Genomic DNA, 22,774 nt, shown 5'->3' with positions numbered 1-22,774 from the left:
CGGTCTCGTTCATAAAGTATTCGACTTAAATGAAATATGCTTGTTCAACAAGAACTGCACCACAAAAATAACCGGCAATGAGGCGATCTTCACGATGTTTCCGTTGATTCCGTACATATCATGCGCGACATACAGCGCGAGAGCTGAGAGGAGAAGTCCAGCGCCGCTGACCAGAGAGAAGAGGACGAGACGCATCCCCAGACGATCGCTGACCTTAAAGTTATATTTCGCGTTGAGCACAAATGAGTAGATCGTCGCGAGGGAAACAGAAATTGCCGTCGCAACTACTGCCGGTATCCCATAGGTATTGAACAGGAGGAAAAACCCGACCACATCAACGAGGGCTGCGCTCGAGCCAATGAAGAAGTAGAGGATAAGCGTCCTCGGAAGAGCAATGTTGATGATCGGGAGCACGAGTGGCTGTTGATTGGACATACAAAGATGTTACTTAAAACAGGCGACGATTACTGATCAGTCCCGTGAGCCGCCTCCCCTTTCCCAGAAGTCCGGCGCCCACAGAACGTGCCAGTACCGGAAGCCGATGCTGATACCAGAGGGAAAGCGCATTCCACGCGATCTCGACCGAAGCACTCCAGAGACTGATCTTCGATTCGCCAGAGTTCCGTTCAGAGAAATCAACCGTATACCCTCTCACAGCATACCCCGCGAGCTGTGCCTTCAAAAGGAATTCCATGTCAAAGGTCCACGGGGATGGAGCAAGCGTCACTGACTCTAACACCGAGCGGCGGAAGAGCTTCAGTCCTGACTGTGAATCTACTTGAAGGCCATTCAACCGCCGAGCGAAGACTTCCTGAAAAATCCAGCTCGCCATTCGACGGCATGGGTTTCCAACAGCATTGCTCCGATTCGCAACGATAACGTCCGTACCCGAGAGAAGATACTCAAACATCGGACCGATTGCCTCGGGTGGACACTGGAGGTCCGCGTCCAAAATAGCGATGTTATCAAACTGCGCCCGTTCAAATCCTTCGAGAAGCGAGTATGCCTTGCCTCGGCAACCAATCTTTCGAAACGGACGGATAGGAAGACCCTCCTCTTGCAACCGTTCTAATTTTTGAAACGTCCCATCGGTTGATCGATCATCAACCACAATCGCCTCCCAGACATACTGATGATGCGTCAAAAAATCACTCAGGCGCCGGAGGAGCGGTTCGATATTCCCCCGCTCATTGAGTGTGGGGATGATGACTGAGAGCCGGCGGTCAGACATAACTGAAAACGGAAAACGGGACCAAATCCCACAAAATAAGAAGCAGGGTCTCTCTTTCAGGACGGAATCCCATTTAATCAGGTTTATACTCCCTCTGTCAAGCCTGTGCCCCGGGCGATACTCCGGTTACCGTCGGGTGCCCGCCTCAGGGATACCGAGGGCGGCGAGAAATGCTGCTGCTTCCGGACGGGTGAGCTGTCGTCCCTCCCCTGGGATGAGCGATCCAATTCGGAGATCCATGATACGGACGCGCTTTAAGGCTTTCACAGTGAGATGGAGCGCCGAGAGCATGCGTCGGATCTGATGTTTTTTACCTTCAGTGAGGACGATCGAGAGTTCGGAGCGATTGAGCACCTTCACGCGTTTGGCCTGGAGACGTTCCCCTTCACTCTCGATGCCGCGCACGAGTTTCTCCTCGATACCGGAAGCGACTGTTTCCTGAAGTGTCACTTCATATTCTTTCTCATGGACAAAGCGCGGATGGAGCAGTCGTTCGGTGACACGACCATCATCGGTCAAGAGCATGAGCCCTTCGGACGCCTTGTCGAGTCGGCCGATGGGGAAGACTCCCTTTTCTGGGTAGATGTCGGCGATACTTTTTTCTCGCTTCACCGGTGAATGCGTGATGATGCCGCGCGGCTTGTAGTACACGATGTAGCGATAGGGCTTGCTCCGGGCTTCACCCCGGACCTCAATCTGGTCCTCGGCATTCACCCGCATACCAAGCGTCGCCAGCTGACCGTTGACAAACACCCGACCAGCCGCGATCAACCCATCGGCCGCCTTGCGCGTCGTAAGCCCACGGAGAGCGAGATACCGGTTGATGCGGACGGGAAGGGGATTTGTTCTTCCATAGTTCCCGGAGCATGCCACAGATACGTGAATCCGTCAACGAAAAGATCGGCTGCCACTAATTGTCTTCTCGGATACGCGCCAAACTAGACTCCCTAGGCGATACATTTCTTACACTTACAGCCAGCTGGTTTGATATACCCCTCGAAGTGGTCCTTACCATAATGGAAGGTGATTTCCTCGCCGAGTGCGATCTGTTTCCTGGCGACGATGAAGATCCGGCCCCGCCGATTGATCGCATCACAGTTGGGACGGCACGAATGATTGGTGTAGCGCGCCGTATTATGCCGCGCACTGCCATCGATATCGAAGCGTGAACTCACATTGAAAATATAGCGATTGTCTCGCTCGTCGCCGACGCTCGTCGGTATCCGCTCGCCGATGTACTCGATGATGGTTTCGTGTCGTTTAAAATTAGCCGCAGCAAAAAGACCAAGTCCAATTCCCGTCCGTTTCACGCGTACCCGCTTCGACTGATCTTGTTGAGTAGGCATAAGCAATCTGGACCAATAAAAAAATGTCCCGTCGGACAGAAGCACACCACAGCAACCATGGTACCAAGCGCACCGACTTGAAGCAAGACGAAACAATCAGACACCAGAAACTCTGCAGCGTTTCTGATTCAGGGACGGGTTTGAGGGAGGAGTTCCTAGCGCCGCTCTGGAACGACCCTCGCAGATGATTCTTTCTCTCCGTCCATGCGACGAATGAGGTCGCGCATGAAGAACAGTCCGAGGAGGAGATTCGCCGCGATGCAGAGTTTCACCACGGGGAGCGCTACTGACCACCATGGTGCAAGCCGTGTCACAGGCAAGAGGTCGAGTACCTCGGCTGCGAGGAGGAAAATCACCGCAAAGGAAAAGAACTTGAAAGACAAGTCGAGTTCCAGCTCCACCCGCCAGACGATACCGACGACAAACACGAGTGACAAGAGGAGCGAGGTCACTGTCAGAAATGAAAGAAAGAGTAAGAGGAAATCTGTCATGACCGGGTCACCCCCTTTCTTGGCCCGAAGAAACCGATCCGTGCCAGCTGCCGCTCGGTAATCGCCCGCAGACTATGGAGATAGAGCCAGTATTCGCGAATGAAGAACAGGAGAAAGAAGAAGAGAAGGAACAGGAGGAGGAAAAAGAGCGTCCCGATATAGCTCGCGACTTCTGCATAGCTCACCTCGCGGCCGGCGACCGTGAGGAGTGGCAATCCTTTCAGAGTAAATGCGTCTTCGCGACTGATGATCTCGCCATCAATCATGATGTCCACCCGCACCCGATACGTGCCTGGTTCGAGATACAGCGGGATTTGCGACTCGATTGTCGTCCCAGCTGCCCCACTCGGGTCAACCGACCCAAGCCGCAACACGTCCCGCCGAGTCGGATCATTCAGGACTGACTGGCCGATGGAGGCCTCGGGGAAGACCCCCGATCGTGCGACGATATCCACAGTGAGCGCTTCTTCTTGGAAGAGTGTTTTCTCAGGATTTCTAATGGTGATCGCAAAATCGAAAGCGTCGTGCCGTTCGACCGAAATGGGTGGCGTCTCCCCTTTCCCTCCCGCTCGGCCACTCACATTCTTGGTCCAAAAGAGGAGACTGTCCGTGCCGCTCCGGTTCGCATCGTTTGGGTCAGTGGCCGTCACGCTCAGAATATGGTTTCCCGTGTCGAGTCCGATTGGCGGAATCCATTCGAAATACCCATTGGCATTGGCCAGTATCCGAGCCCGGATAGTCGGATTGGTCACCACGATATCGATGATGGCATACGGGGTATTGGTCGTCCCAGTCACCTTGGGCCGGCGTTTGGAGAGATCCGTATTTCCGCGGTTCCCCGGCGTGACGTTTTTCCCGCCCAGAGTCTCAATCGTGACCGTGACCGGAGCGATACTCGCGCAGTCGAGCGTCGTCACCGAAACCAGCGCTGAAATCGCGACGCCAGGAGACATCGGGCCATAGGCCGTCACCTGATAGGTATAGCTCGTATTCGCCGCGACAGCCATATCGGTATAGCCAGAGACGGTGAGTCCGGTCGAGAGTGGCAAGCCATCACGATCGATATCCCAGGTGACCGTCCCAGTATCCTCCGCCCAGTCGAGGGTGACACGTGGTACCAAGGCCGCACAAGCAGGTGTCGCAGTCACGACCGGTACCGCGGGTGGGCCCGGAACGATAGCTGTCACGACGATCGTATCATCGGCAAATACGAAAAATTTCTTCCGAATATCCTGATAGAGAAATTCATGTCCGAGTGCAAAGCCAAGACCGAGGTACAGAAAAAACGAAAAAAACATGACCCAGAAGTGAAGCCGGGCGACCCATTTCAGCTTGCTGCGACGTCGGATGAGAGCCATATGACTCCCCTATTTTAGCACGCGCCAAAAACGTAGAGTCTCACTACTAAACAACACGCACGATCTCTTCGACCGTCGTGATGCCAGATGAGACGAGATTGATCGCGTTTTGACGCAGTGTCCGCATCCCGGACTGGACTGCGTATGCCTGGAGATCGCTCATCGATGCCTTGTCGACAATCATCGCCCGCAAGTTGTCATCAAAAGTCAGTACCTCGAAGATACCCGCGCGGCCATGATACCCTGTACCGTCGCAGGCCGCACAGCCCGCACCTCTCTGGTATGCGATGTCCATCCCACCGAGTCCGAGGAAGGTGAGGAATTCGGTCCGCGGATTGGGATCTGGCGCACTACACGCCGTGCAGATCTTGCGAACGAGCCGCTGCGTGATGATCCCCCGGACGGCGTACGCGATGAGTCCGCGTTCGATGTCCATATCGATCATCCGAGCAATCGCGCCGATCGTGGTGTTCGCGTGAAGTGTCGAATAGACAAGTCGGCCCGTGAGCGATGCCTGGACAGCATACTCGGCAGTTTCCGCATCCCGAATTTCGCCGATCATGATCACGTCTGGATCTTGACGGAGGATACTCTTCATTCCCTTGGAAAACGAGAAGCCAATTTCCGGATGGATCTGACTCTGACGCATGTCGTCGAAATACATCTCGACCGGGTCTTCGAGCGTGAGGATATTGCGCTCCTGGCGGTTTGTCTCCATGAGCATCGCATAGAGTGAGGTGGTCTTGCCCGAACCCGTTGGACCGGTCGTGAGTACCATGCCATAGCTCGAAAGCGTCATCTCTCGTACCTTGGCCCGGAGCTCGGGATCGACGAATATTTCATCCAATGAGATGAGCATATCGGAACGATTGAGAAGCCGAAGCACGGCAGCTGCCCCGTTCACGCTCGGGAAGATCGAGACTCTTACATCGAGCACCCGGTTGGACACGGTGTGATCATCGGTCAGTCGGGCAGAGAAATGTCCGTCCTCAGGAAGACGGACGGCCCCAATTTCGAGATTCGAAAGTACCTTGAGCTGATTGATAACATGATCGAGATGCTCCCGAGGGAAACGCTTCGCCTCCTGGAGCACACCGTCGATACGGAAGCGGACGAGCACTTCATTCGGCAAGGGATCGATATGAATATCTGATGTTCCCCGCCGGGCCGCCTCTTGGATGATATAGTCCATCTGACTCTCGCCCGCCATGTCATTGATGACAATCCGTTCCTCGACACTCATAATAGTTGATGCTAAGGGTAGTGACTTTACTCTACCACACAGCCACCCAGACAGGCCTGGGCATCGCTTTTCCTGGAAAAGGTGTATAATGGGTCCCGTAACCCCTAAATAGTGGATTTTATGGCGACGAGCAATTCCGCGTTCATGAAGCCGATGAAGATTAGTGCCGAACTCGCAGCAGTCGTAGGTGCCGGGCCCATGCCCCGTTCCGAAGTGGTGAAGCAGCTCTGGGTCTATATCAAGAGCAAGAATCTCCAAGACCCGGAGAACAAGCGCAATATCAATGCGGACGAAGCCCTCAAGGCGGTCTTCGGCGGCAAGGACGTGGTGAACATGTTCGAGATGACGAAGCTTGTCTCCAAGCATCTCTCATAGTCGATCCAATTGGATAAGCAAAACCCCCTGGACTTCTCTCCGGGGGGTTTCGTTTTATCATTACTGAATCTCGGCGGACAATCCTCCCTGATAGCTCGCGGGGTTCCGAATGAAAAGAGTGGTTCGCACAATCAGTTCTTGACATTGAGCTCGAAGGGATACATACCCATCCCGCAGGTGCCCTGGAGTACCCCGGGCTCCAGTGTACCGAGCGCGATATCCGTGACCCCCGAGGGTGGTAATGAACGGCTGATATCCAGGCTCGGGACACGAATCTGAGAAGAGCAGTCAAACGTGCCCTGGGTATCCACTCGCAGAACCGTCGGCAGTCCAGCCTTCACCTGACTCACGCGCGGAGTATACCCAGCCTTGGCTGATATTTCCACGATCTGTTGCCCATCGACGATACTGACATTGCTCACCGAGACGGACTGATCCTGAGGAGTCGCCCCGCCCATCTGCAGGAGCAAATACCCAAGGAAAATGACAGCGGTGGCGACGATCAAACCAAAGATGATTTTCATAGTCCTCGAGCTAAAAGTTAAACACGGGCGGAATGAGTCCGGCGATGACGAGACTGTTGGTGATATTCATAAGAGCGAACAAGATCACAATGAGGCCAGCTGACTTAAAGAAAATCCCCGCTTTGGCGCTTCCTTGAATACTGAAAGAGCTGAAGCTGATGAGAGCAAGGACGGGTAAGGTTCCGAGGGCAAAGGCGAACATCGTCAACGCTCCGCTCATGAAGCTCCCGGTCGTCAGAGCATAGAGCTGCATCGACTGAGTGAAACCGCATGGGAGGAAGAACGTGGCCACACCGATCAGGAGCGGCGTGAGGGTGTGGTTCAACTTTGAAACACCATAGGCATGTTTGGACAAAAACTTCGGTATCGTCGGCTGGAGCTGCTTCGCCCACGGGAACACTCCGAGGAGATTGATGCCGAGGATAAGCATCACGAGACCGACGATGAGACTCAGGACGAACGTCGCCGTAGTATTCAGAGAAAAGTTCGCGCCCAGCGCCCCGATCACACCACCAAGGAGGAAGAATGTGCTGAGTCGACCACTATGGAACAGGAGTTGCGGCTTCACCCGGTCCCCTTCTCTAGCGAACGTCGCCGACATGGACAGTACCAGGCCACCGACTACCGCCATGCAGGTCGACAGCGAGGCGATGACGCCTACGAGAAAGGTCGTGCCATAAGAGACCGTACCCGTATCGACGAGATTCACGATGCCCATTTTCTGGAGCGCTACGAAGAGCGCCACGAATCCCAGTGCGATCGGCAGAGCGTATCGGAAATCGGCCCAGTTTTTCGGGGCGACAGTTTTCTCGGTCGAGAGGTGATAGCCATGCTTTTCGAGCAGCGCCGAGAGTTTCAGTGCGATATCGTCCGGGGTGGCTGCTCCAAAGTCACCAGTGACTTCGACCGAATGGGTCTTCAAGCTCGATCGTGCGGAGGAGACCGACGGATGTTCGAGGAGTTCGCTTTCCGTCAAGAGGATGCAGGCATTACAGTGCATCCCCGAAATGTGAAATGTGTAAGTTGTATTCATAAGGTGCAATTAGAGTTTTTTCGTTTTTAACCGGAGTGAGTTTCCAACCACCGATACGCTAGAGAATGCCATCGCGAGTCCGGCAAACACCGGGTTCAAGATAATACCCCAAAGCGGATACAATAATCCCGCGGCTACCGGAATACCGATGACATTATAGACGAACGCCCAGAAGAGATTTTGCTTCACTGTTCGAATCGTCGCCCGCGAGAGCTCAATTGCCTGAACAACTCGGTGCAAGTCGCCATGGAGCACCGTCACCCCCGCTGACTCGATCGCGATATCCGTTCCGGTTGCCATGGCAATTCCTACATTCGCTTGAACCAGGGCCGGGGCATCATTAATCCCATCACCCACCATCGCAACGACATTCCCCGATACCTGCAGTTCGCGAATTTTTCCCGCCTTCTCATTGGGCAGGACTTCAGCGATAACCGTATCGATCCCGGCTTCTTTAGCAATCTGATTAGCCACGATCTGATTATCCCCGCTCAGCATAATGGTCCGAATCCCTTTTTTTCGAAGTAAAGCGACAGCGGTGACTGCTTCCTCTTTTAGAGTGTCTGCAAGAGCGATGAACGCTACATCCTTGCCATCCACCTCGACGACAACGACTGTCTTCCCTTCGGATTGAAGGGTTCGAAGTCCTGAATCCTGGTTATTCTTCTCCGGCTTGTGAATAGAAACTTGTGCGTCTAGAACATGTGCCTGGACGCCCACTCCCTCAAGTGCCTGGAAGTTCTCGGTCGGCGCAAAATCCAACCCCATTTCCTTGACTCGTGCAACAATCGCCGCCGAGAGCGGATGTTCTGATTTCTTTTCAACGCTCCCGGCAAATACGACGATTTGCTGCTCCGTATAGTGACTATCGAGGACAACAATATCTGTCACCGAGGGCTCACCTTTGGTAATAGTGCCTGTCTTGTCAAAAACTACCGTATCGACCTGACTGAGGAGCTCAAGACTCTCCGCGTCCTTCACCAAGATGCCGTACTGCGCCCCTTTACCGACTCCGACAATGATCGCTGTGGGAGTAGCGAGACCAAGCGCGCAGGGGCACGCAATCACCAACACCCCGACAAATGAGAGTAGTCCGTAAGAAATGGCGAGTGTCTGGCCAATGAAAAACGAACCGATCACAATCCACGCGAGGAGAGCGGCCAGAGCGATACCCAGAACTACCGGCACAAAGATACCCGATATTCTATCCGCGGTAGCCTGAATTGGCGCTTTTGAACCCTGGGCCTCCTCCACCATGTGGATAATCTGAGAAAGCATGGTGTCAGTTCCAATCTTGGTCGCGGTGAGCTGAATATTTCCCTGCTTATTGATGGTTGCACCGATAACCATATCACCGACGATCTTATCTGTCGGCATCGACTCTCCCGTGATCATTGACTCATCTACCGAAGTCTTGCCTTCGATGATTTTCCCATCGACTGGGATCTTGCTTCCCGGCTTCACGATAACCGTGTCACCAACAACCACCTCATTTACCGGAATCTCTTTCTCCTTGCCATCACGCAAAACGAGTGCCGTTTTCGCTTGGAGATTAAGCAGTTTTTTGATAGCTTCGCCCGTCTTCTCTTTCGAACGGGCCTCGAGATATTTACCAAGGGTGACGAAACCGATGACGACAATAACGACATCGAAGTACGTGTAGTCCGGCAGTTGAAACCGCTCACGCACCACAGGCAAAAGCGTGACGATAGCGCTGTACAAATACGCCGAGAGCGTCCCGATGCCGACGAGTGTATCCATATTGGCAACACGATACCGGATAAACCGGATAACGCCAGCAATGAATGGTTGGCCAATCCAGAACATCACGATCGTGGCGAGAACAAGCGAAACGACATTAAAAATTTCCATCGGGAGCGGCAGATTCGGAACAGTAGCAAACGACTTGGCTGCGATATCCCACATCATGATGATGAAGACAGTAAGTGCGAGCGGAAATACGAATTCCGTTTTAGCGCGCTGGCCAGCTAACTCAGCTACATTGAGGGAGTGATCGTGGCCGCCCCCTACTGACGGAACATGTTCCCCATGCTCGGCCGTAGACGTAACTGACTGGATGGCTTCCCGTCGACTGAGGCTATAGCCATACTTTGTGACGGCTTCATTCATGGCCTCAACTGGCGGGCTCGGCTGCTCGTATGAAATGCTTGCCGTCTCGGTGGCATAATTCACCTGCACTTCAGCAATGCCTTCAATCTTCTGGAGGGATTTCGTGATGATGGCGGCACAGCTGGCACAGTGCATTCCCGATACGGAGAGTATTGTTTTTTTCATACCGGTAATTACAGACTATACCACGCGCTTCGCCACTCCTTGAGCATCGCAATCCCACCTTTCAGGAAAGCCTCCACGGCATCAGCATTATCAAGTACCTCAGATCGGTTCGATTTCAATCGAACATCTTGGGTCATCACAATGCCGTTCTCATGATGCACTATGACTGCATTGAGAAATCGCAAATCGAAAGACTTATCGTACGTTCCAAGAATTGGAACAATCGGATCCACAACTTTTCGTTCATCTTGATACCAATCCTTTTTCCAGGCGTACAATTCTGCGATGGCTTTCGGTTCGTCTTTGAGTATCACCTCAGCAAGATTCTTCACCTCGGCCCGCTCGCTTTTCTTAGCCTGCTCCGCGACCAGCATCGCTCCCCGATGATGAGCGATCATCGCATTCACATAGCGAAGATCGAGTGTCCGGTCAGCTCGACCGAGATTCATTGTATTCTTTTCATACATCGAAAGGCGATACTCAGGGGTCAGAGAATATCCAATTCCCATCCCAAGAATTCCTGTAATAATCATGAGTACGATGGCGAACGGAAGCGAGAGAGAGGATGGCATATGAATATTTTCAAAGATTATTTCAATTATTTTCTCTTCAGCCGATAGACCTTGAGAATTTCCTCCCTCGCTTTTGCTTCCTTTCCACCCTTGATCTGGGCGATGACGCAGGTGCCGAGATGGCTTTCCATGAGCGCGTCCTCTACGACGGTCAGACCCTGCTTCACGGCCGAAGTCTGCGTGATGACATCGATGCAGTACGCATCCTTCACGAGCATCTCCTGCAGGCCACGCACCTGGCCCTCGATGATCTTCAGCCGACGGACGAGCTTCTCTTTCTCTGGCGTCATAGCACTATCAACAGAATATTTACCTCTCTATCGTAATACCCCCCTGGGGGTATGTCAAGGAATCAAAAAAAGAGGCTTCGGTGAGTCCCTTTCCCTCGGTAGTTTCATCCAAGACCAGCGTTACTAACCGCTCCCCTGGGCTGCTGCCTCGAGCGTGGCAATGTCGAGCTTTTTCATCCTGAGTATCGTTCAAGTACTCTCTATCCCTTCGACCCGCTTTCGGCACCTGCCACTTTGCTTAATGGGAGAAATAGGACTATTCTAGAGCCATAAGTCGTATACCTCTCTGTATGGCACAGAAAAAACGCGAATGAGATCCATCGTTTCCTGCTCTCGTCATTAGAATCGCCCTCATCACTGCAGACAATTACTCATTATCAATCATATGCCCAAGAAACCATCTTCGAATGCCGCTCTGTACACTGTCATCGGCGCTAGCCTCGCTGGCATCGCCGCCACCGCCTACTTCTTCTTCGGACCGAAAGGCAAAGTCCATCAGAAGCATGCCCGCGCCTGGGTCATCAAGATGAAGGGTGAAGTCGTCGAACAACTCGAGCACGCCCGCGAGATCACAGAACCCGTCTATCACGAAATCATCGATGCCGTCGCCAAGGAATACACGAAGGGCAAGCGCGCCGGTAAGGCGGAAATTGAAGAAATTGCCAAGGATTTGAAGAAACACTGGAAGTCGATGAGCAAGCTCGCCAAGACTGCCAAGGAGGATGCGCTCAAAAAGGCAACGCGCACCACGGGGAAGAAGTAGTCAGATTCGATGAACAAGAGGGCGGGAGAGGACTTCGAGTCACCCGCTTTTTTTGTACTCCATCGGCAAACAAAAAATCCGCCGGAGCAGATTTTCTGCTAAGACGGATCAACTTCCATCTCCAGTCTGGGTATACCACTCATTCATCAACCCGAGGTTGTACACCAGGAGTTCGATGCCGCGGTGGAGTTCCCTGAGTTGACGACCGGTACTCGCTGGCCTGAGAGACCGGACATGGCCAAACTGCTGGCTCTCCACCCGATCCAACACCCAAGCCACATCATACTGGCTGTGGCAGCTGTTATTGAAAATCCCAAGCATCTCGACGAGCCGTTGGAAACACTTCTCTTGTCTCTCATCATTCGTTTCCAGTGACAGAAAGACCACCGGGTAGGCATACTGCATGATACCCCGACGTTCCTCCGCGTGTCCGGCACAAGCGTACACTGGTGGCAAACCAATCGCTGTAATCACTCGAACCAGAGGCACAATCTGCGGATCCAGTGCTGAAAGATCCGGATATAATCTTGCCAACATTCAGCTCTCCTTCCATGAGATTTTAAGCTACCGAGGTTTCCCGACAGAGTCCCGAAATGGACCCAGTATCCTACCGCATATTCCCCAGTGCGTCCAGACCAGACCAGACCAGACCGATACCACTCCTCCAGATCCAACCAGATAAATGAAAACGAAACCAAGACCTACCCGCTTGTGAAAGCTGATGGGTTTTCACTTACAAACAAAAAGCGGATCGGCCTATAGAGATAGGCTTCACCGCTCGAATGGGGATTTCTCCCCGTTCCGATTCAGGACGTTAGAATCGCCCTTGGAAGACAAGGGTTAGTTTATGTACCTGATTTGACATCAACAATTTCCATCTGACCACCCTGCACATGGGCATATTGATTATCTGTGAGTAAGAGTGGTGGCACCTGGTCTTCCTTATAAACTATTTCCATTCTTTCACCCAAGTATTTCTCTTTAAAATCCTCAGAACCCCAATGTGGCACGATGGTAAAGTTCACAAGGCCATAGCAATTTTTGCTCTCCAGTTTCACCTCTTCAGTCTTGAAGTAGTCGAGGAGTTTTGGCCCCGTGATGATTGAGCCTGCGCTCGTGCCAATATATATTTTCCCCTTCTTTTGAACGAGCTCTTTAATTAAAGTATCAAACCCTGTTATCTGGGATTGTTGTAGAAGATAGGACGTATTTCCGCCAGAAAGATATATGCAGTCAAACAAGTCCAAATCTGTTTCTATTTGGCTTCTTGATTTTCCAGTGATGGTATAGTCACTGACTACAAACCCAGCATCTGCCAGTGCTTGTCTATCAATTTTTTGCCACTCCAAGTCTTCTCGCTCTCCCTTTGGTTCGGATGCAGTATCAATAAACACCAACTTGTTGGCTTTGGAGAGATTTACTTTTTTTGCAATGTCATGTGCCACAGCATGAACACTTGAGGTGAGAAATAGTTCCACAGAAGATTCTTTAACTGCATCCAGTATATCAGTTCAAGCCCTGCTTAGGGTAACAAAAAACAAGACTCATCTTAGCCCTGTTTTTAACTGCTCCCCCTAGCGGACAGCTTTAGAACTCTGAACTGGAAACAGATCGCTCAAGATTTGAAGTTCGAGCTAGAAGCGTTCCCACTATTGGCTTATAACAGCTAGCTTCCAAAGGTCATTAAATTCGAACTTTCGTATCTTCGGATAGCTTTGTGAAAAATCTTAATAGCCAAAATCAGCCAAAGAATGGCTAATACGCTCACAAGTAAGAGCTTGAGGAGTGAAATATCTCTCACTGCCTCTACTGGCAGAGCTCCAATAAGAAGCGAGGGGATAATAAAAGTGAATATAAACCTCATTCCTCCTTGGAATGCTCCCCCGTGAAAAAGAGTAGGTGTCATAAATAACTCGAAAATCCCGTTTGTTGTGGCAGTCGAATCCATAAAGAAAAAACTAAGGGAGTAGATCGCTATAGCGGTAGCACCAAAGACGATCACAGAGAGAAAAACAAAGATGAGCATCAAGGCTACCTGAAAAGCAGTAGCGTGAATTAAAATTCCATAGATTATCAGGCAAGTAGCCCCAAAAACAATGTCCCCAATTCCAGATGGGCTAAATGAAGCCGTAGCTACTCGAGTAAGTAAGCTTTTAGGAGAAAGCATAAATCTATCAAAAGCTCCTGAAGTTACATATTCTGGAAGTTTTCTTATGCCTACTCCTACGGAAAAAACTATGCCATAAGAGATAGCGAGGAAGCCTTGGAGTCCCACTATATCAGCGGCAGTCCATCCCCCGATCACTCCTACTGACTGAACAAAGAAAATCCATAAAATGATAAAGGAGGTATTGTTAATGGCCATCCCAATAATATTCATCAGAAAGCTCGTGCGAAGCTCAGCACTACTTTGGATGTTCTTTTTGATTGTATAGAAAGCAAATTTTAGTTCCTTCCACATAGGCTTAACCTCCATTTATTGAAACCTTCTGTCTCGCCTTAGCAAACATTATGTAAGCAACTAGAGAAAGAACGATTATCCAAAATAATTGGATTCCGAGTAACGTATACCAATTTGATTGCCAGGAGTCATAAACTGAGTGGGTAATGAATTGTGAAGCTCCGAAAGGGCTAAAAATTGCTAATTTATACATAAAAACTGGGAATAACGCCACAGGCAGATATGATCCACCTAATATCATTACGGCCTTGTCTACTATCCAGAAAATAGGATTTATTTCTTCAATCCAAAAAGCGAGTAGTCCTATGATGGAGTAGAGAACGAGAGAAAGAAGTGCCGCGCCAATGAAAGCTAGAAAGAGCGAGGGCAAAAAGATGTAGAGTCTCATAGTGTCAGGAGTACCTGTAACAAGAGCCAGCACTGCCCCGCCGAGAAGAGTGGTAATGAGGAAAGGGTAGAGACCAGCTCCAAGTTGCCACCACATTCTATAGGCTAAGTATGAGATCGGCTTATTAAATAAAACTTCCACGTTCCCAGATTGGACATCTCCCATTATTAACCTTGAAATATCCCTTAATCGTAAAACCGAAAAGGCAAAGTAAAAAAACATACTCCAGGCCACTACAGTAAAACTTACTCCATTTACTTCACCTCCCTTTAGTTGAAAAACATACCAATAGAGAGCCAGAAGAACTCCGCATCGAGCCACTATGGCAAAAGTATCAGCAATAAGACGATCAGGATGATACATCTGATCTTTTATCAATGTTCTGAGAATTTTAGAGGCTAGTCGCATCCTTCTCATAAATGTGCCTAATAACCGTTTCAAGGTCAGCGTTGTAAACGTCAACATCTTCCAAATCAAACATATCTAGAAGTTTCTTAAGAGACTCTTTGACACTTATTTTATTGATGTCCACCACCACAGTTATAAGGTTAGGACTCTTTTTTGAGTATTGAATCCCAGCAATAAGTTCAGGAAAGTCTTGAAACTTTTCGGTAGGAATAAGGTCAATATATTTTTCATAAACAAAAGTTTTTGATAAGTCTTCTGTAGGCAAATCTTTGATGACGCTCCCGTGATTTATAATGATTGTTCTATTGCATAGAGACTGTATGTCTCCCACATCGTGAGAAGTTAAGAATATTGTAGTTCCTTCCTCTTCGTTGATTCGCAACAATAAGTCCCTCAGAGACTTTTTAGCTACTACATCAAGACCAATAGTGGGTTCATCTAAGAAAATAACTTTTGGCTTATGGATAAGAGAGGTAGCAACTTCAGCTCTCATTCTCTGTCCAAGGGAAAGTTTACGAACTGGCTGATCAATAAAATCATTAAGCTCGAAAAGCTCTGTTAATTGAGCAATCCGCTCCTTGATCTCCCCATCCGACATATCATACATAACGCCAAAAAACTCTAGAGAATCTGTTACAGGAAGATTAGGGAGTAACTGTGAACGCTGGCCAAAAACGGTTCCGATTTGGTAGGCGAGTTTCTTCCTGTCTTTGGTCGGATCAAGTCCGAGCACACTTATACTGCCCGACGTGGGAAATAGTATCCCCGTGAGCATCTTGATCGTGGTAGATTTCCCTGCGCCATTTGGGCCAATAAAGGCAATTCTCTCACCTTCGGCTACCGAAAAGGAAACGTCATTTACTGCAGCAATTTCCTTTACCTCTGGATTAAATAAGTTCTTTACCCAACCTGAAGCACTGCTTTTGACAGGAAAAGTAAATTTTTTCGAAAGATGGGATATTTCAATAGATTTAGGCATATGTTAACTATTTCACTTCGAATTACTGACCTCCTGAAGAAACTTCTTCAACTCAGCAAATGGCTTTATCTGTAAGTATGTTTTTTCATCATCTGCTTCATCCAGCTCTGCTCTGGTAACAGAGTACCCTTCTGGAATGAAAATCTTGTCCCAGCCATAGCCATTTTCACCTGCAGGAGCCTTAGCTATTTCACCGTCTAGTTTTCCTTCCAGGAGCTTGAGAGTTTTGCCATTGTAATATCCAAAAACACAGCGGGCGGTAGCTTTTCGAGACTTACCATCAATCATCGAGCAAATCGTTTCAAAAGGAACTTCTTCAACGAAAAAGCGTATAAATGGGCCAGGTAACTTTCCCAGAGCTTCAAATTCGAGCGAAACGTCCTCCACTATCACTGGACTTTTGACTTTTTCGAATGCCTGCCGAACTTTATGTTCTACAATCTCTCTCAAGTCTAAAGATTGAATTTCTTCAAGATGAAGCTTCGCGCGCTTTACCGGAAAGCCAAGATACTTGGCAAGATATTCTGCCTTCTTTTCGTTACCTGTAATAAATGTGATTTCTTGGTTCATATTGAATTACTTATCAATTTGTGGGTGGTAATTGAGACTTTTAAAAGCATTTTGCTTGGAAACTCTCAGTATCCGCTCCAATAATGGTATATAAATCACTATTCCCCGCGTAGTAGACGTTTGACATATCGTGAGCATAGCGATCACTGTAAACGTCAAAGGTCCCTGGATCTGCACCAATAATCTTCGTATGATACCAATAAACTCCCTCTGAATCTCTTGAATAATAACCAGCCAATTGCATTCTCTCTGGATGACTTTCCTTCCAGGCATCGTATCCAATATCAGGCCTTTCTCTAATCGTTTCCACCAAACAAGTCTCTGCTCGACTATCGCTTGCTTGAGGATGATCCAGAGTCAATTGTTTTTCTTTCCAAAGAAAAATAACTCCTCCTATAAAAAAGGTGGCTATACTTGAAAAAATGACTTTAGTTTCATATCGAAAGTATACCAGGTTCTAACCTACTCCTTGTGGCACAAAAAAGAGGCTTCAGTAAGCCTCACATTTCATTGCTCCGCATCGTGAATGGTGTTAGAACCGTAATTTTACGCCAGTACGAGAATATTTATATACCTGAACTATCTATTTTTTGAGAAATTCTTTTGCTCCAACCAGTAGCCAGTGGGAGAATCAGGGTGAGAGCATAGTATACGTACACATCCAACTTATAATATCCATCTACTGGTTTGAATATCATCACGAGAAATACATAGTCAAAAACCACGGCGATAAGAGTCCAGGCAATTGCGATAAAAACATAGTCCTGAAAAGATTCACTCCTTATTTTCTTGAGGAGTACCCAAAGCGTAATGATTGTTCCGATGGGCATAATAATCCATCCAAGGATAGAGGGTGCCACAAGTGTAAAAGGACGATCCCAAGAACATAGCCAACAAGCCAAAGCATAATTCCCCAACCAAGTGCGTCTTTATAGAGAGTCGTGTTCATACGCTAGTGTTGTTTTTGTTGTCCGGGCCAACAAATAGGACAGGAACTGCTGCCGCTGTAAATGTGTCCGCGACTACAGACTTTTTTGCCTTGTTCTTTGAGAGCAGCAACAATTGTTTTCGGCAGATCTTTTCGGCAGCCACAATGTTTAGAATGTTGCTCGTGCCACTTCACCCTCTCTTGAAGAATAGAGGGCATCAATAACTTATGTTTTTCGTGCCAAGATTTATTCATACCCTGATTATACCAGGTTCTAACCTTCATGAAGGGTAACAAAAAACAAGGCTTGAGTAAGCCTTGAATTTAACTGCTCCGGCGGTAGGGTTCGAACCTACGACCAAGTGATTACATTTCCCTCTTCGTTTCCGAAAAGAATGGACTATATCATCTCCGTCTCCGTCATCTGTCTTCACAGAGCGGACTTAGGAGTGAGGCGCTTCCCGCGATATCGTATGATATCGAAGTACTCTCTTGCGAGATAGTCTCTGAACCTTCCCCAATACAAACTGGGGCTTGGCTGCTGATTACCATAGCCGAGCTGATCGACCGTAGGCTTCCAGCAATTCACCTCATTTATCACTCTCGGATTTCTCCGAAAGGCTGCGTAATTCTGCGTGTTCCTCCCTATGGCAATTGGCGCATACCAAGATGCACTTGTCTATTTCCTCTCGGACTCTGTCCCAACTTCGAGTGAGTCCATCCTGAGGAATCCCGAAATCCTTGCCGCCATGGGCATGATGGAATTCGAGCGCGTCTTGACACCGTTTATAACCGCAACGGGAACACTTTCCGCCTTTGTACTCGATCGCGCGCCTCCGCACGGCCTTGCGCCGTTTGGCAACCGCCCGTTTCAAGTACTCTCGACGATCAGCATAGGTTCTTGTGTCTGGCATCCATTCATCGGTATACCATCCATATGTCCACAGTCACCTGCTCTACCACTGAGCTACGCCGGAATATTCGATTGTTAAGCTGCCTCGTAGGCAACGTTCTCATTATAGGGAAGAAAAGAAAAAAGGCAACCGTCGCGGCGGCTACCCTTCAAGGAAAGCTCAGGAGCTCGAATCGATCCGTCCAATTATACACCGGGGACAGGCGTGTCTCTCCAGAGCAAAGTATTGTGGTACACCCGCACCACTGGACGCACTGGCGCACCATTTTCATCTTCACCAAAGGTTATATGGTGCCGCCTCGGGACCCGGTCGACGGGATGATTACTGACTGCCTCGCCATTCCCAACGTAGAACCCGATATGCCGATGCAGTCTACCGTCAGAACACGTGCCAGCCTCACCCCAGAGAATGACGCAGCCCGTGGGCAACGAGTGTACTGTATCCGATGAGTAATACACCTCATGCCAGCCAGACTCACACATATCGCGAATCGTCTCAGCAACAGTTGCGTGCATACCCCCCGTCGTAAGACCGCACCGTGAAAGGACTGATGATACATAGATGGCACAAGAGAAATTCCCTCCGTCCGTGGCATCGATCGAGCCTGTCGGTGTCTGAATAAAGACTCTTTGGTACTCCCGAGAATCGATACTCCCCCAGATCATCGCGAGATACGTCCTCGGTATATCCAACGGATAGGTTAATTCCCGAAGGATAGTATTCATCATTGCCTCCTTGTGAATGAACATGATCTCCGAAGTGGAGAGTGTAGGTTAGCAAATGCAACCCCATTGGACAAATGAGCCTAGACCGAGAGTATCTCAAGCGCCTTCAAAGCGTAGGACTTGATAGTCTCCTCCATATCCGTCGCCGCCAGGATTTCTCCCCGATTCATCCAACGACAATCAGACTTCTCATGCGTCTCAGGTTGGACGATCTGGTCCGTCTCGGTCGTCGCGAAGTAGACAAACACGAGATGGCGATGGTTCGCATTCACCACATGGACATTCATAAACATCGGTGGAGTGAGCGGTTGCAGTCGGCCTGTTCCACGCTCTGCTGGCAGTCGGTTCCCGGTATAGAGTGCCACGTCGAGACCCGTTTCTTCTTTGACCTCACGGACAGCCGTCTCTTCCGGCATCTCATCGAGTTCGATGTGTCCACCCGGGGCGATCCAGATATGGTATTTCTCATGGAATCGGATGAGTACTCGGTCCCGATGAACGACAAACACCTCGGCGATGGAGTCAATCTGGCCCGGTTCGGTATGGATATGTGGCATAGATAAACGCCCCCGAAATTGGGGGCGGGTGCTCTCTCTTAGTAATCTCGGAGCTTTTTCAGGTGGTCATGTTCACGGATTTTCTCGAGTGCCTTGGCTTCGATCTGACGGATACGCTCGCGGGTGACGCCGAATTCCTGTCCAACTTCCTCGAGCGTGTGGGTGACACCATCTTCCAATCCAAACCGGATCCGGAGTATCTTCTGCTCGCGCGGGGTGAGCTCGTCGAGGATGGCTCCGATATGGGAGCGCAAGAGCTTACGCGCCGCCATCTGGTGCGGCATGACGGTCTCGGTATCTTCGATAAAGTCACCAAGCACGGAGTCATCATCATTGTCACCGACGGACGTCTCGAGTGAGACCGTCTCCTGCGAGATCTTCTGAATATGGCGGATTTTGTCGACTTCCAGATTCATTTCAGCCGCGATTTCCTCGGCGAGCGGCTCACGCCCGAGCTCCTGGACGAGACGTCGGGTCACCTGGGCGTACTTATTGATCGTCTCCACCATGTGGACCGGGATGCGGATGGTGCGGGACTGGTCGGCCAGAGCCCGAGTGATCGCCTGGCGAATCCACCAGGTCGCATACGTCGAAAACTTGAACCCCTTGCGGTAATCGAATTTCTCCACCGCCCGGAAGAGGCCGATATTCCCCTCTTGAATGAGGTCGAGAAGTGACAGATTGTGCGAACGGCCGACATACTTCTTGGCGATCGAAACGACGAGTCGGAGATTGGCCTCGGTCAGCCGCTGTTTCGCGACGAGGTCACCCTTCTCGATGGCCTTGGCGAGCTTCACCTCTTCATCGCCCGTGAGGAGGGTCACGCGGCCAATTTCCTTCAGATACATCTGGACCAAGTCCGAGGCATCATCGCTCTCGCCCAAGTCCATCATCTTGTCTTTCTTCTTCCCCTTTTCAACGACTTCCTCTTTCTCTTCATGGACCTTCAACATTTCTTCGGAACCGACGATGCGAATGCCGGAAGTCTCGAGCTGCTCATAGAGATTTTCGAGACCATCGAGGTCCTGCTCGATATCCGGGAGGATGTGAATGATCTCGTCTTCGGTGACAAAGCCGCGCTGCTTGCCACGGCTGATCAGTTCATCAAAAGCGTTTTGGGCCAACTCCCCACGTGAGGGTTTCTTCCCTGCTACAGACTTCTTCGGAGACAACTGCTTCTTGGCAACGGGCTTCTTTTTCGGGGCTGATTTTTTCACCTTCCGCGGCGTCTTCTTGGCAACCGGTCGCTTCTTGGCCGGCTTTTTCGGAGCCGGTTTCCTGGCTGACTTCTTCTTGGAAGCCGGTTTCTTCGGCGTCGGCTTCTTCTTTTTCAGCGGTTTTTTGGCCATAGTGAGCAAAGAGATTACCGTTTTGTAGGCTCAGGCTAGCAAATTTCACCCGTTCTGGGAAGCATCGCCCTTGGTCAGTCGAGCAAATTCCTCGAAAAGACGACGTTCCTCCTTTTTGTCGCCAGCCTGTCGAGCGGCTTCGATCGCGCGCCCGAGGGCGAGACGTTCATCCTTTTCATGCAATTCGGACCGCAGGTCGCGAAGATATTCACCTGTGATATTCGCTGCGACCGTTTCTCTCTCCTCTTCGGCCGCGCGCAAACTGGGGAGCTCGAGTGTCCGGAACAAGATATCACTCGCGAGACTCTGAAGGGTTCGATCCTCGATCGCGGCGATCGGATCCGATGGATTATTGCGAATGAAGAAAGCGATCGGGTGGAGCGCGAGAAAGTCCGAGACGGCTCTGTCTGTCTCAAGCGCGACGACCTCTTGCGCCGTCGGACTGGCGAGCATGAGACCGATGAGTCCTTCACGCAAGACTTCCGATCGACGGCCAAAAGTCTTCGGGAGAAAGGTCCCACTCGGACGGCTTTCGATGAAGTGATCGCCGCGTTGCAGCGAGCGAAAGACTTTTTCGACCGTTGCCTGGACGACCTTTGGTTCAGCACCGATGGCGGCCGCGAGTTCCTTGGTCCAGTGCGATCGATCGAGCTCATTCTGAGTCGCGGCCAAGAGCTCAGCATAGCGTTCGACGATTTGGTTCTTGCCGTCCTGACTCCCGGCATCAGCATCCCGGAGGAGCGAATCGAGAAAGTACCGCATCGCCGGCTGGGCATCCGCTACGGCGGCACGCAACTGCTCCGGGTCTTCGCGGTTCATATCAGCCGCGTCCTTGCCACTCGAGAGCGCGACGGCTTCGACCGCGAAGTCCAGACCAAACGCGAGGATGGCACTCTTCCAGGCCGCTGCCTGTCCCGCCTTGTCCATATCGAAGAACAGGGCGAGTTTCTTCCCATAGCGCTTCAATATCCCGAGCTGCTCAACAGTCAGCGCCGTCCCAGACACTGCGACGACATTGGCCAGCCCCGCCTGATGGAGTGCGATCACATCCATATTGCCTTCGACGAGGATCGCCCGTCCCGCCTCTTTGATCGCTTGTTTGGCAAGGGCGAGACCATAGAGTGCTCGGCTCTTGTGGTACAGGTTCGTCTCGGGCGTATTGATATACTTTGCCTGAGTCTCATCACCGCCTGGGTCGACCCGCGCCGAGTAACCGATTGGGCGGCCCAAGATATCACCAATCGGAAACATGATCCGGTCACGGAAGCGATCGTAGTAACCAGAGGTTGTGGGTTGTAGGTTGTGGGTTGTGGGTTGGGAGGGATCCGTGTTGCTGGTTGTTGGTTGTTGGTTGTTGGTTTTACGAATGACCAGGCCAGTACGTTCTATTTCGTCTGCGCTATACCCTCGTTTCAGGAGAAATTCAAAAATGAAACGCCAGCCATCCGGCGCATAGCCCAGCCGATAGGTGCGGATGGATTCGTCGGTCAGTCCGCGTTTATGGAGATAGGCGAGTATCGCCTTGCCACGCTCGCTCTCCCAGAGCTGTTTCTCATAGAATTTCGTCGCAAGCTCCAATATTTCCAGTCCGCGATCCTTGGTCTCGCCGGCCGGCCGGCCGCTGCCATGATACTCTGGGAGCTCGACTCCGGCTCTCTCCGCGAGGAGCTTCAGTGCCTCCCGAAATTCGAGCCCCTCGATCTCCATGACAAACGCGAACACATCCCCGCCCTTGCCACAGCCGAAACAGTGCCACATATTGCGCTCCTCGTTCACGGAGAAAGAGGGCGTCTTCTCCTGGTGGAACGGGCAATTCGCCTTCCAGTGTGACCCAGCCTTCTGCAGCTTCACGTACTGGCCGACCACGTCGACGATGTTCAGGCGGGATTTGATGTCTTCGGTCGTAGTACTCATATATATAGTCTGGATATCCTACTCTGAAAGCCACCGGCGAGCAATGACTCCCTCTATTAT

General features: G+C 50.6%; 27 protein-coding genes. 3 read left to right on the top strand and 24 right to left on the bottom strand.

All coding sequences use genetic code 11. The features are described from left to right. Positions 1-9 precede the first annotated feature (9 nt). From IPJ68_06285 to IPJ68_06255, 7 genes are all read right to left on the bottom strand, one after another. Positions 10-435, bottom strand: a complete 426-nt coding sequence (locus tag IPJ68_06285) for a GtrA family protein (GenBank protein ID QQR78648.1) — start codon at positions 433-435, stop codon at positions 10-12. A 13-nt stretch (positions 436-448) separates the two neighbouring features. Continuing rightward, positions 449-1,231, bottom strand: a complete 783-nt coding sequence (locus IPJ68_06280) for a glycosyltransferase family 2 protein (GenBank protein ID QQR78647.1) — start codon at positions 1,229-1,231, stop codon at positions 449-451. A gap of 126 nt (positions 1,232-1,357) precedes the next feature. Further along, positions 1,358-2,104 (bottom strand): rRNA pseudouridine synthase, encoded by a 747-nt coding sequence (locus tag IPJ68_06275; GenBank protein QQR78646.1) that lies wholly within the window; start codon positions 2,102-2,104, stop codon positions 1,358-1,360. A gap of 74 nt (positions 2,105-2,178) precedes the next feature. Next, complete coding sequence (locus IPJ68_06270) at positions 2,179-2,577, bottom strand: SET domain-containing protein-lysine N-methyltransferase (GenBank protein QQR78645.1); 399 nt, start codon at positions 2,575-2,577, stop codon at positions 2,179-2,181. A 155-nt stretch (positions 2,578-2,732) separates the two neighbouring features. Continuing rightward, positions 2,733-3,068 (bottom strand): hypothetical protein, encoded by a 336-nt coding sequence (locus tag IPJ68_06265; protein QQR78644.1) that lies wholly within the window; start codon positions 3,066-3,068, stop codon positions 2,733-2,735. Continuing rightward, complete coding sequence (locus IPJ68_06260) at positions 3,065-4,426, bottom strand: hypothetical protein (protein QQR78643.1); 1,362 nt, start codon at positions 4,424-4,426, stop codon at positions 3,065-3,067. The genes IPJ68_06265 and IPJ68_06260 overlap by 4 nt, the downstream gene beginning before the upstream one ends. 46 nt (positions 4,427-4,472) lie before the next feature. Beyond that, a complete protein-coding gene (locus tag IPJ68_06255; GenBank protein ID QQR78642.1) occupies positions 4,473-5,669 on the bottom strand; it encodes a type II/IV secretion system protein in 1,197 nt (398 codons plus the stop codon). Between the two features lie 120 nt (positions 5,670-5,789). Here IPJ68_06255 and IPJ68_06250 point away from each other — a divergent pair, with 120 nt between their 5' ends. Beyond that, positions 5,790-6,044 (top strand): SWIB/MDM2 domain-containing protein, encoded by a 255-nt coding sequence (locus tag IPJ68_06250; GenBank protein ID QQR78641.1) that lies wholly within the window; start codon positions 5,790-5,792, stop codon positions 6,042-6,044. A 131-nt stretch (positions 6,045-6,175) separates the two neighbouring features. On the opposite strand, the gene IPJ68_06245 is transcribed toward IPJ68_06250, so the two are convergent. The 5 genes from IPJ68_06245 to IPJ68_06225 are packed head-to-tail and all read right to left on the bottom strand — an operon-like array spanning position 6,176 to position 10,758. Then, a complete protein-coding gene (locus IPJ68_06245) occupies positions 6,176-6,568 on the bottom strand; it encodes a cupredoxin domain-containing protein (GenBank protein QQR78640.1) in 393 nt (130 codons plus the stop codon). Between the two features lie 10 nt (positions 6,569-6,578). Beyond that, positions 6,579-7,601, bottom strand: coding sequence for a sulfite exporter TauE/SafE family protein (locus IPJ68_06240; protein QQR78639.1), 1,023 nt, complete (start codon positions 7,599-7,601; stop codon positions 6,579-6,581). A gap of 9 nt (positions 7,602-7,610) precedes the next feature. Further along, positions 7,611-9,896, bottom strand: a complete 2,286-nt coding sequence (cadA, locus tag IPJ68_06235; protein QQR78638.1) for a cadmium-translocating P-type ATPase — start codon at positions 9,894-9,896, stop codon at positions 7,611-7,613. Positions 9,897-9,904: 8 nt separating this feature from the next. Continuing rightward, complete coding sequence (locus tag IPJ68_06230; GenBank protein QQR78637.1) at positions 9,905-10,468, bottom strand: DUF305 domain-containing protein; 564 nt, start codon at positions 10,466-10,468, stop codon at positions 9,905-9,907. Positions 10,469-10,494: 26 nt separating this feature from the next. Continuing rightward, positions 10,495-10,758 carry a metal-sensing transcriptional repressor gene (locus IPJ68_06225; protein QQR78636.1) on the bottom strand — a complete coding sequence of 88 codons (264 nt, stop codon included), beginning with the start codon at positions 10,756-10,758 and terminating at the stop codon, positions 10,495-10,497. A 385-nt stretch (positions 10,759-11,143) separates the two neighbouring features. Here IPJ68_06225 and IPJ68_06220 point away from each other — a divergent pair, with 385 nt between their 5' ends. Then, positions 11,144-11,521, top strand: a complete 378-nt coding sequence (locus IPJ68_06220) for a hypothetical protein (GenBank protein ID QQR78635.1) — start codon at positions 11,144-11,146, stop codon at positions 11,519-11,521. A 108-nt stretch (positions 11,522-11,629) separates the two neighbouring features. On the opposite strand, the gene IPJ68_06215 is transcribed toward IPJ68_06220, so the two are convergent. The 8 genes from IPJ68_06215 to IPJ68_06180 form a co-directional block, all read right to left on the bottom strand. Continuing rightward, entirely contained in the window at positions 11,630-12,010 is a 381-nt protein-coding gene (locus IPJ68_06215) for a hypothetical protein (GenBank protein ID QQR78634.1), read from the bottom strand. A gap of 356 nt (positions 12,011-12,366) precedes the next feature. Beyond that, entirely contained in the window at positions 12,367-12,999 is a 633-nt protein-coding gene (locus IPJ68_06210) for a Type 1 glutamine amidotransferase-like domain-containing protein (protein ID QQR78633.1), read from the bottom strand. A 188-nt stretch (positions 13,000-13,187) separates the two neighbouring features. Continuing rightward, a complete protein-coding gene (locus tag IPJ68_06205; GenBank protein QQR78632.1) occupies positions 13,188-13,982 on the bottom strand; it encodes an ABC-2 family transporter protein in 795 nt (264 codons plus the stop codon). Between the two features lie 4 nt (positions 13,983-13,986). Further along, on the bottom strand, positions 13,987-14,787 hold the full coding sequence (locus tag IPJ68_06200; protein ID QQR78631.1) for a hypothetical protein: 801 nt from the start codon (positions 14,785-14,787) through the stop codon (positions 13,987-13,989). Beyond that, on the bottom strand, positions 14,762-15,757 hold the full coding sequence (locus IPJ68_06195; protein ID QQR78630.1) for an ATP-binding cassette domain-containing protein: 996 nt from the start codon (positions 15,755-15,757) through the stop codon (positions 14,762-14,764). The genes IPJ68_06200 and IPJ68_06195 overlap by 26 nt, the downstream gene beginning before the upstream one ends. A gap of 12 nt (positions 15,758-15,769) precedes the next feature. Continuing rightward, complete coding sequence (locus IPJ68_06190) at positions 15,770-16,327, bottom strand: non-canonical purine NTP pyrophosphatase (GenBank protein ID QQR78629.1); 558 nt, start codon at positions 16,325-16,327, stop codon at positions 15,770-15,772. 40 nt (positions 16,328-16,367) lie between these two features. Continuing rightward, positions 16,368-16,640: a DKNYY domain-containing protein gene (locus IPJ68_06185; protein QQR78628.1), complete on the bottom strand. Its 273-nt coding sequence runs from the start codon at positions 16,638-16,640 to the stop codon at positions 16,368-16,370. A gap of 253 nt (positions 16,641-16,893) precedes the next feature. Continuing rightward, a complete protein-coding gene (locus IPJ68_06180) occupies positions 16,894-17,157 on the bottom strand; it encodes a hypothetical protein (protein QQR78627.1) in 264 nt (87 codons plus the stop codon). Between the two features lie 745 nt (positions 17,158-17,902). Here IPJ68_06180 and IPJ68_06175 point away from each other — a divergent pair. Then, the gene (locus IPJ68_06175) at positions 17,903-18,247 is read left to right on the top strand and encodes a hypothetical protein (GenBank protein ID QQR78626.1); all 345 of its coding nucleotides are present in this window, start codon (positions 17,903-17,905) and stop codon (positions 18,245-18,247) included. A gap of 107 nt (positions 18,248-18,354) precedes the next feature. Here the strand turns inward: IPJ68_06175 and IPJ68_06170 are convergent, their stop codons facing one another. From IPJ68_06170 to IPJ68_06155, 4 genes are read right to left on the bottom strand one after another with little or no spacing between them, the layout of a single operon-like run. Next, on the bottom strand, positions 18,355-18,918 hold the full coding sequence (locus IPJ68_06170; protein QQR78625.1) for a hypothetical protein: 564 nt from the start codon (positions 18,916-18,918) through the stop codon (positions 18,355-18,357). A gap of 56 nt (positions 18,919-18,974) precedes the next feature. Then, positions 18,975-19,451 (bottom strand): NUDIX domain-containing protein, encoded by a 477-nt coding sequence (locus IPJ68_06165; GenBank protein ID QQR78624.1) that lies wholly within the window; start codon positions 19,449-19,451, stop codon positions 18,975-18,977. Between the two features lie 38 nt (positions 19,452-19,489). After that, positions 19,490-20,800, bottom strand: coding sequence for an RNA polymerase sigma factor RpoD (gene rpoD / locus IPJ68_06160; protein QQR78623.1), 1,311 nt, complete (start codon positions 20,798-20,800; stop codon positions 19,490-19,492). A gap of 45 nt (positions 20,801-20,845) precedes the next feature. Next, on the bottom strand, positions 20,846-22,714 hold the full coding sequence (locus IPJ68_06155; protein QQR78622.1) for a toprim domain-containing protein: 1,869 nt from the start codon (positions 22,712-22,714) through the stop codon (positions 20,846-20,848). Positions 22,715-22,774 lie beyond the last annotated feature (60 nt).

This window comes from Candidatus Moraniibacteriota bacterium (assembly GCA_016699425.1).
Lineage (GTDB): Bacteria > Patescibacteriota > Minisyncoccia > Moranbacterales > UBA1568 > SSEF01.
The sequence above is the reverse complement of the archived record's forward strand: the minus strand, read 5'-3'. Positions and strand labels throughout refer to the sequence as shown.

Excerpts from the sequence above, each read along its gene's own strand:
- IPJ68_06285 (QQR78648.1), bottom strand. The coding sequence starts at position 435 with ATGTCCAATCAACAGCCACTCGTGCTCCCGATCATCAACATTGCTCTT.
- IPJ68_06280 (QQR78647.1), bottom strand. The coding sequence starts at position 1,231 with ATGTCTGACCGCCGGCTCTCAGTCATCATCCCCACACTCAATGAGCGG.
- IPJ68_06270 (QQR78645.1), bottom strand. The coding sequence starts at position 2,577 with ATGCCTACTCAACAAGATCAGTCGAAGCGGGTACGCGTGAAACGGACG.
- IPJ68_06265 (QQR78644.1), bottom strand. The coding sequence starts at position 3,068 with ATGACAGATTTCCTCTTACTCTTTCTTTCATTTCTGACAGTGACCTCG.
- IPJ68_06260 (QQR78643.1), bottom strand. The coding sequence starts at position 4,426 with ATGGCTCTCATCCGACGTCGCAGCAAGCTGAAATGGGTCGCCCGGCTT.
- IPJ68_06255 (QQR78642.1), bottom strand. The coding sequence starts at position 5,669 with ATGAGTGTCGAGGAACGGATTGTCATCAATGACATGGCGGGCGAGAGT.
- IPJ68_06250 (QQR78641.1), top strand. The coding sequence starts at position 5,790 with ATGGCGACGAGCAATTCCGCGTTCATGAAGCCGATGAAGATTAGTGCC.
- IPJ68_06245 (QQR78640.1), bottom strand. The coding sequence starts at position 6,568 with ATGAAAATCATCTTTGGTTTGATCGTCGCCACCGCTGTCATTTTCCTT.
- IPJ68_06240 (QQR78639.1), bottom strand. The coding sequence starts at position 7,601 with ATGAATACAACTTACACATTTCACATTTCGGGGATGCACTGTAATGCC.
- cadA (QQR78638.1), bottom strand. The coding sequence starts at position 9,896 with ATGAAAAAAACAATACTCTCCGTATCGGGAATGCACTGTGCCAGCTGT.
- IPJ68_06230 (QQR78637.1), bottom strand. The coding sequence starts at position 10,468 with ATGCCATCCTCTCTCTCGCTTCCGTTCGCCATCGTACTCATGATTATT.
- IPJ68_06225 (QQR78636.1), bottom strand. The coding sequence starts at position 10,758 with ATGACGCCAGAGAAAGAGAAGCTCGTCCGTCGGCTGAAGATCATCGAG.
- IPJ68_06220 (QQR78635.1), top strand. The coding sequence starts at position 11,144 with ATGCCCAAGAAACCATCTTCGAATGCCGCTCTGTACACTGTCATCGGC.
- IPJ68_06205 (QQR78632.1), bottom strand. The coding sequence starts at position 13,982 with ATGTGGAAGGAACTAAAATTTGCTTTCTATACAATCAAAAAGAACATC.
- IPJ68_06200 (QQR78631.1), bottom strand. The coding sequence starts at position 14,787 with ATGAGAAGGATGCGACTAGCCTCTAAAATTCTCAGAACATTGATAAAA.
- IPJ68_06195 (QQR78630.1), bottom strand. The coding sequence starts at position 15,757 with ATGCCTAAATCTATTGAAATATCCCATCTTTCGAAAAAATTTACTTTT.
- IPJ68_06190 (QQR78629.1), bottom strand. The coding sequence starts at position 16,327 with ATGAACCAAGAAATCACATTTATTACAGGTAACGAAAAGAAGGCAGAA.
- IPJ68_06180 (QQR78627.1), bottom strand. The coding sequence starts at position 17,157 with ATGCCCATCGGAACAATCATTACGCTTTGGGTACTCCTCAAGAAAATA.
- IPJ68_06175 (QQR78626.1), top strand. The coding sequence starts at position 17,903 with ATGGCAATTGGCGCATACCAAGATGCACTTGTCTATTTCCTCTCGGAC.
- IPJ68_06170 (QQR78625.1), bottom strand. The coding sequence starts at position 18,918 with ATGTTCATTCACAAGGAGGCAATGATGAATACTATCCTTCGGGAATTA.
- IPJ68_06165 (QQR78624.1), bottom strand. The coding sequence starts at position 19,451 with ATGCCACATATCCATACCGAACCGGGCCAGATTGACTCCATCGCCGAG.
- rpoD (QQR78623.1), bottom strand. The coding sequence starts at position 20,800 with ATGGCCAAAAAACCGCTGAAAAAGAAGAAGCCGACGCCGAAGAAACCG.
- IPJ68_06155 (QQR78622.1), bottom strand. The coding sequence starts at position 22,714 with ATGAGTACTACGACCGAAGACATCAAATCCCGCCTGAACATCGTCGAC.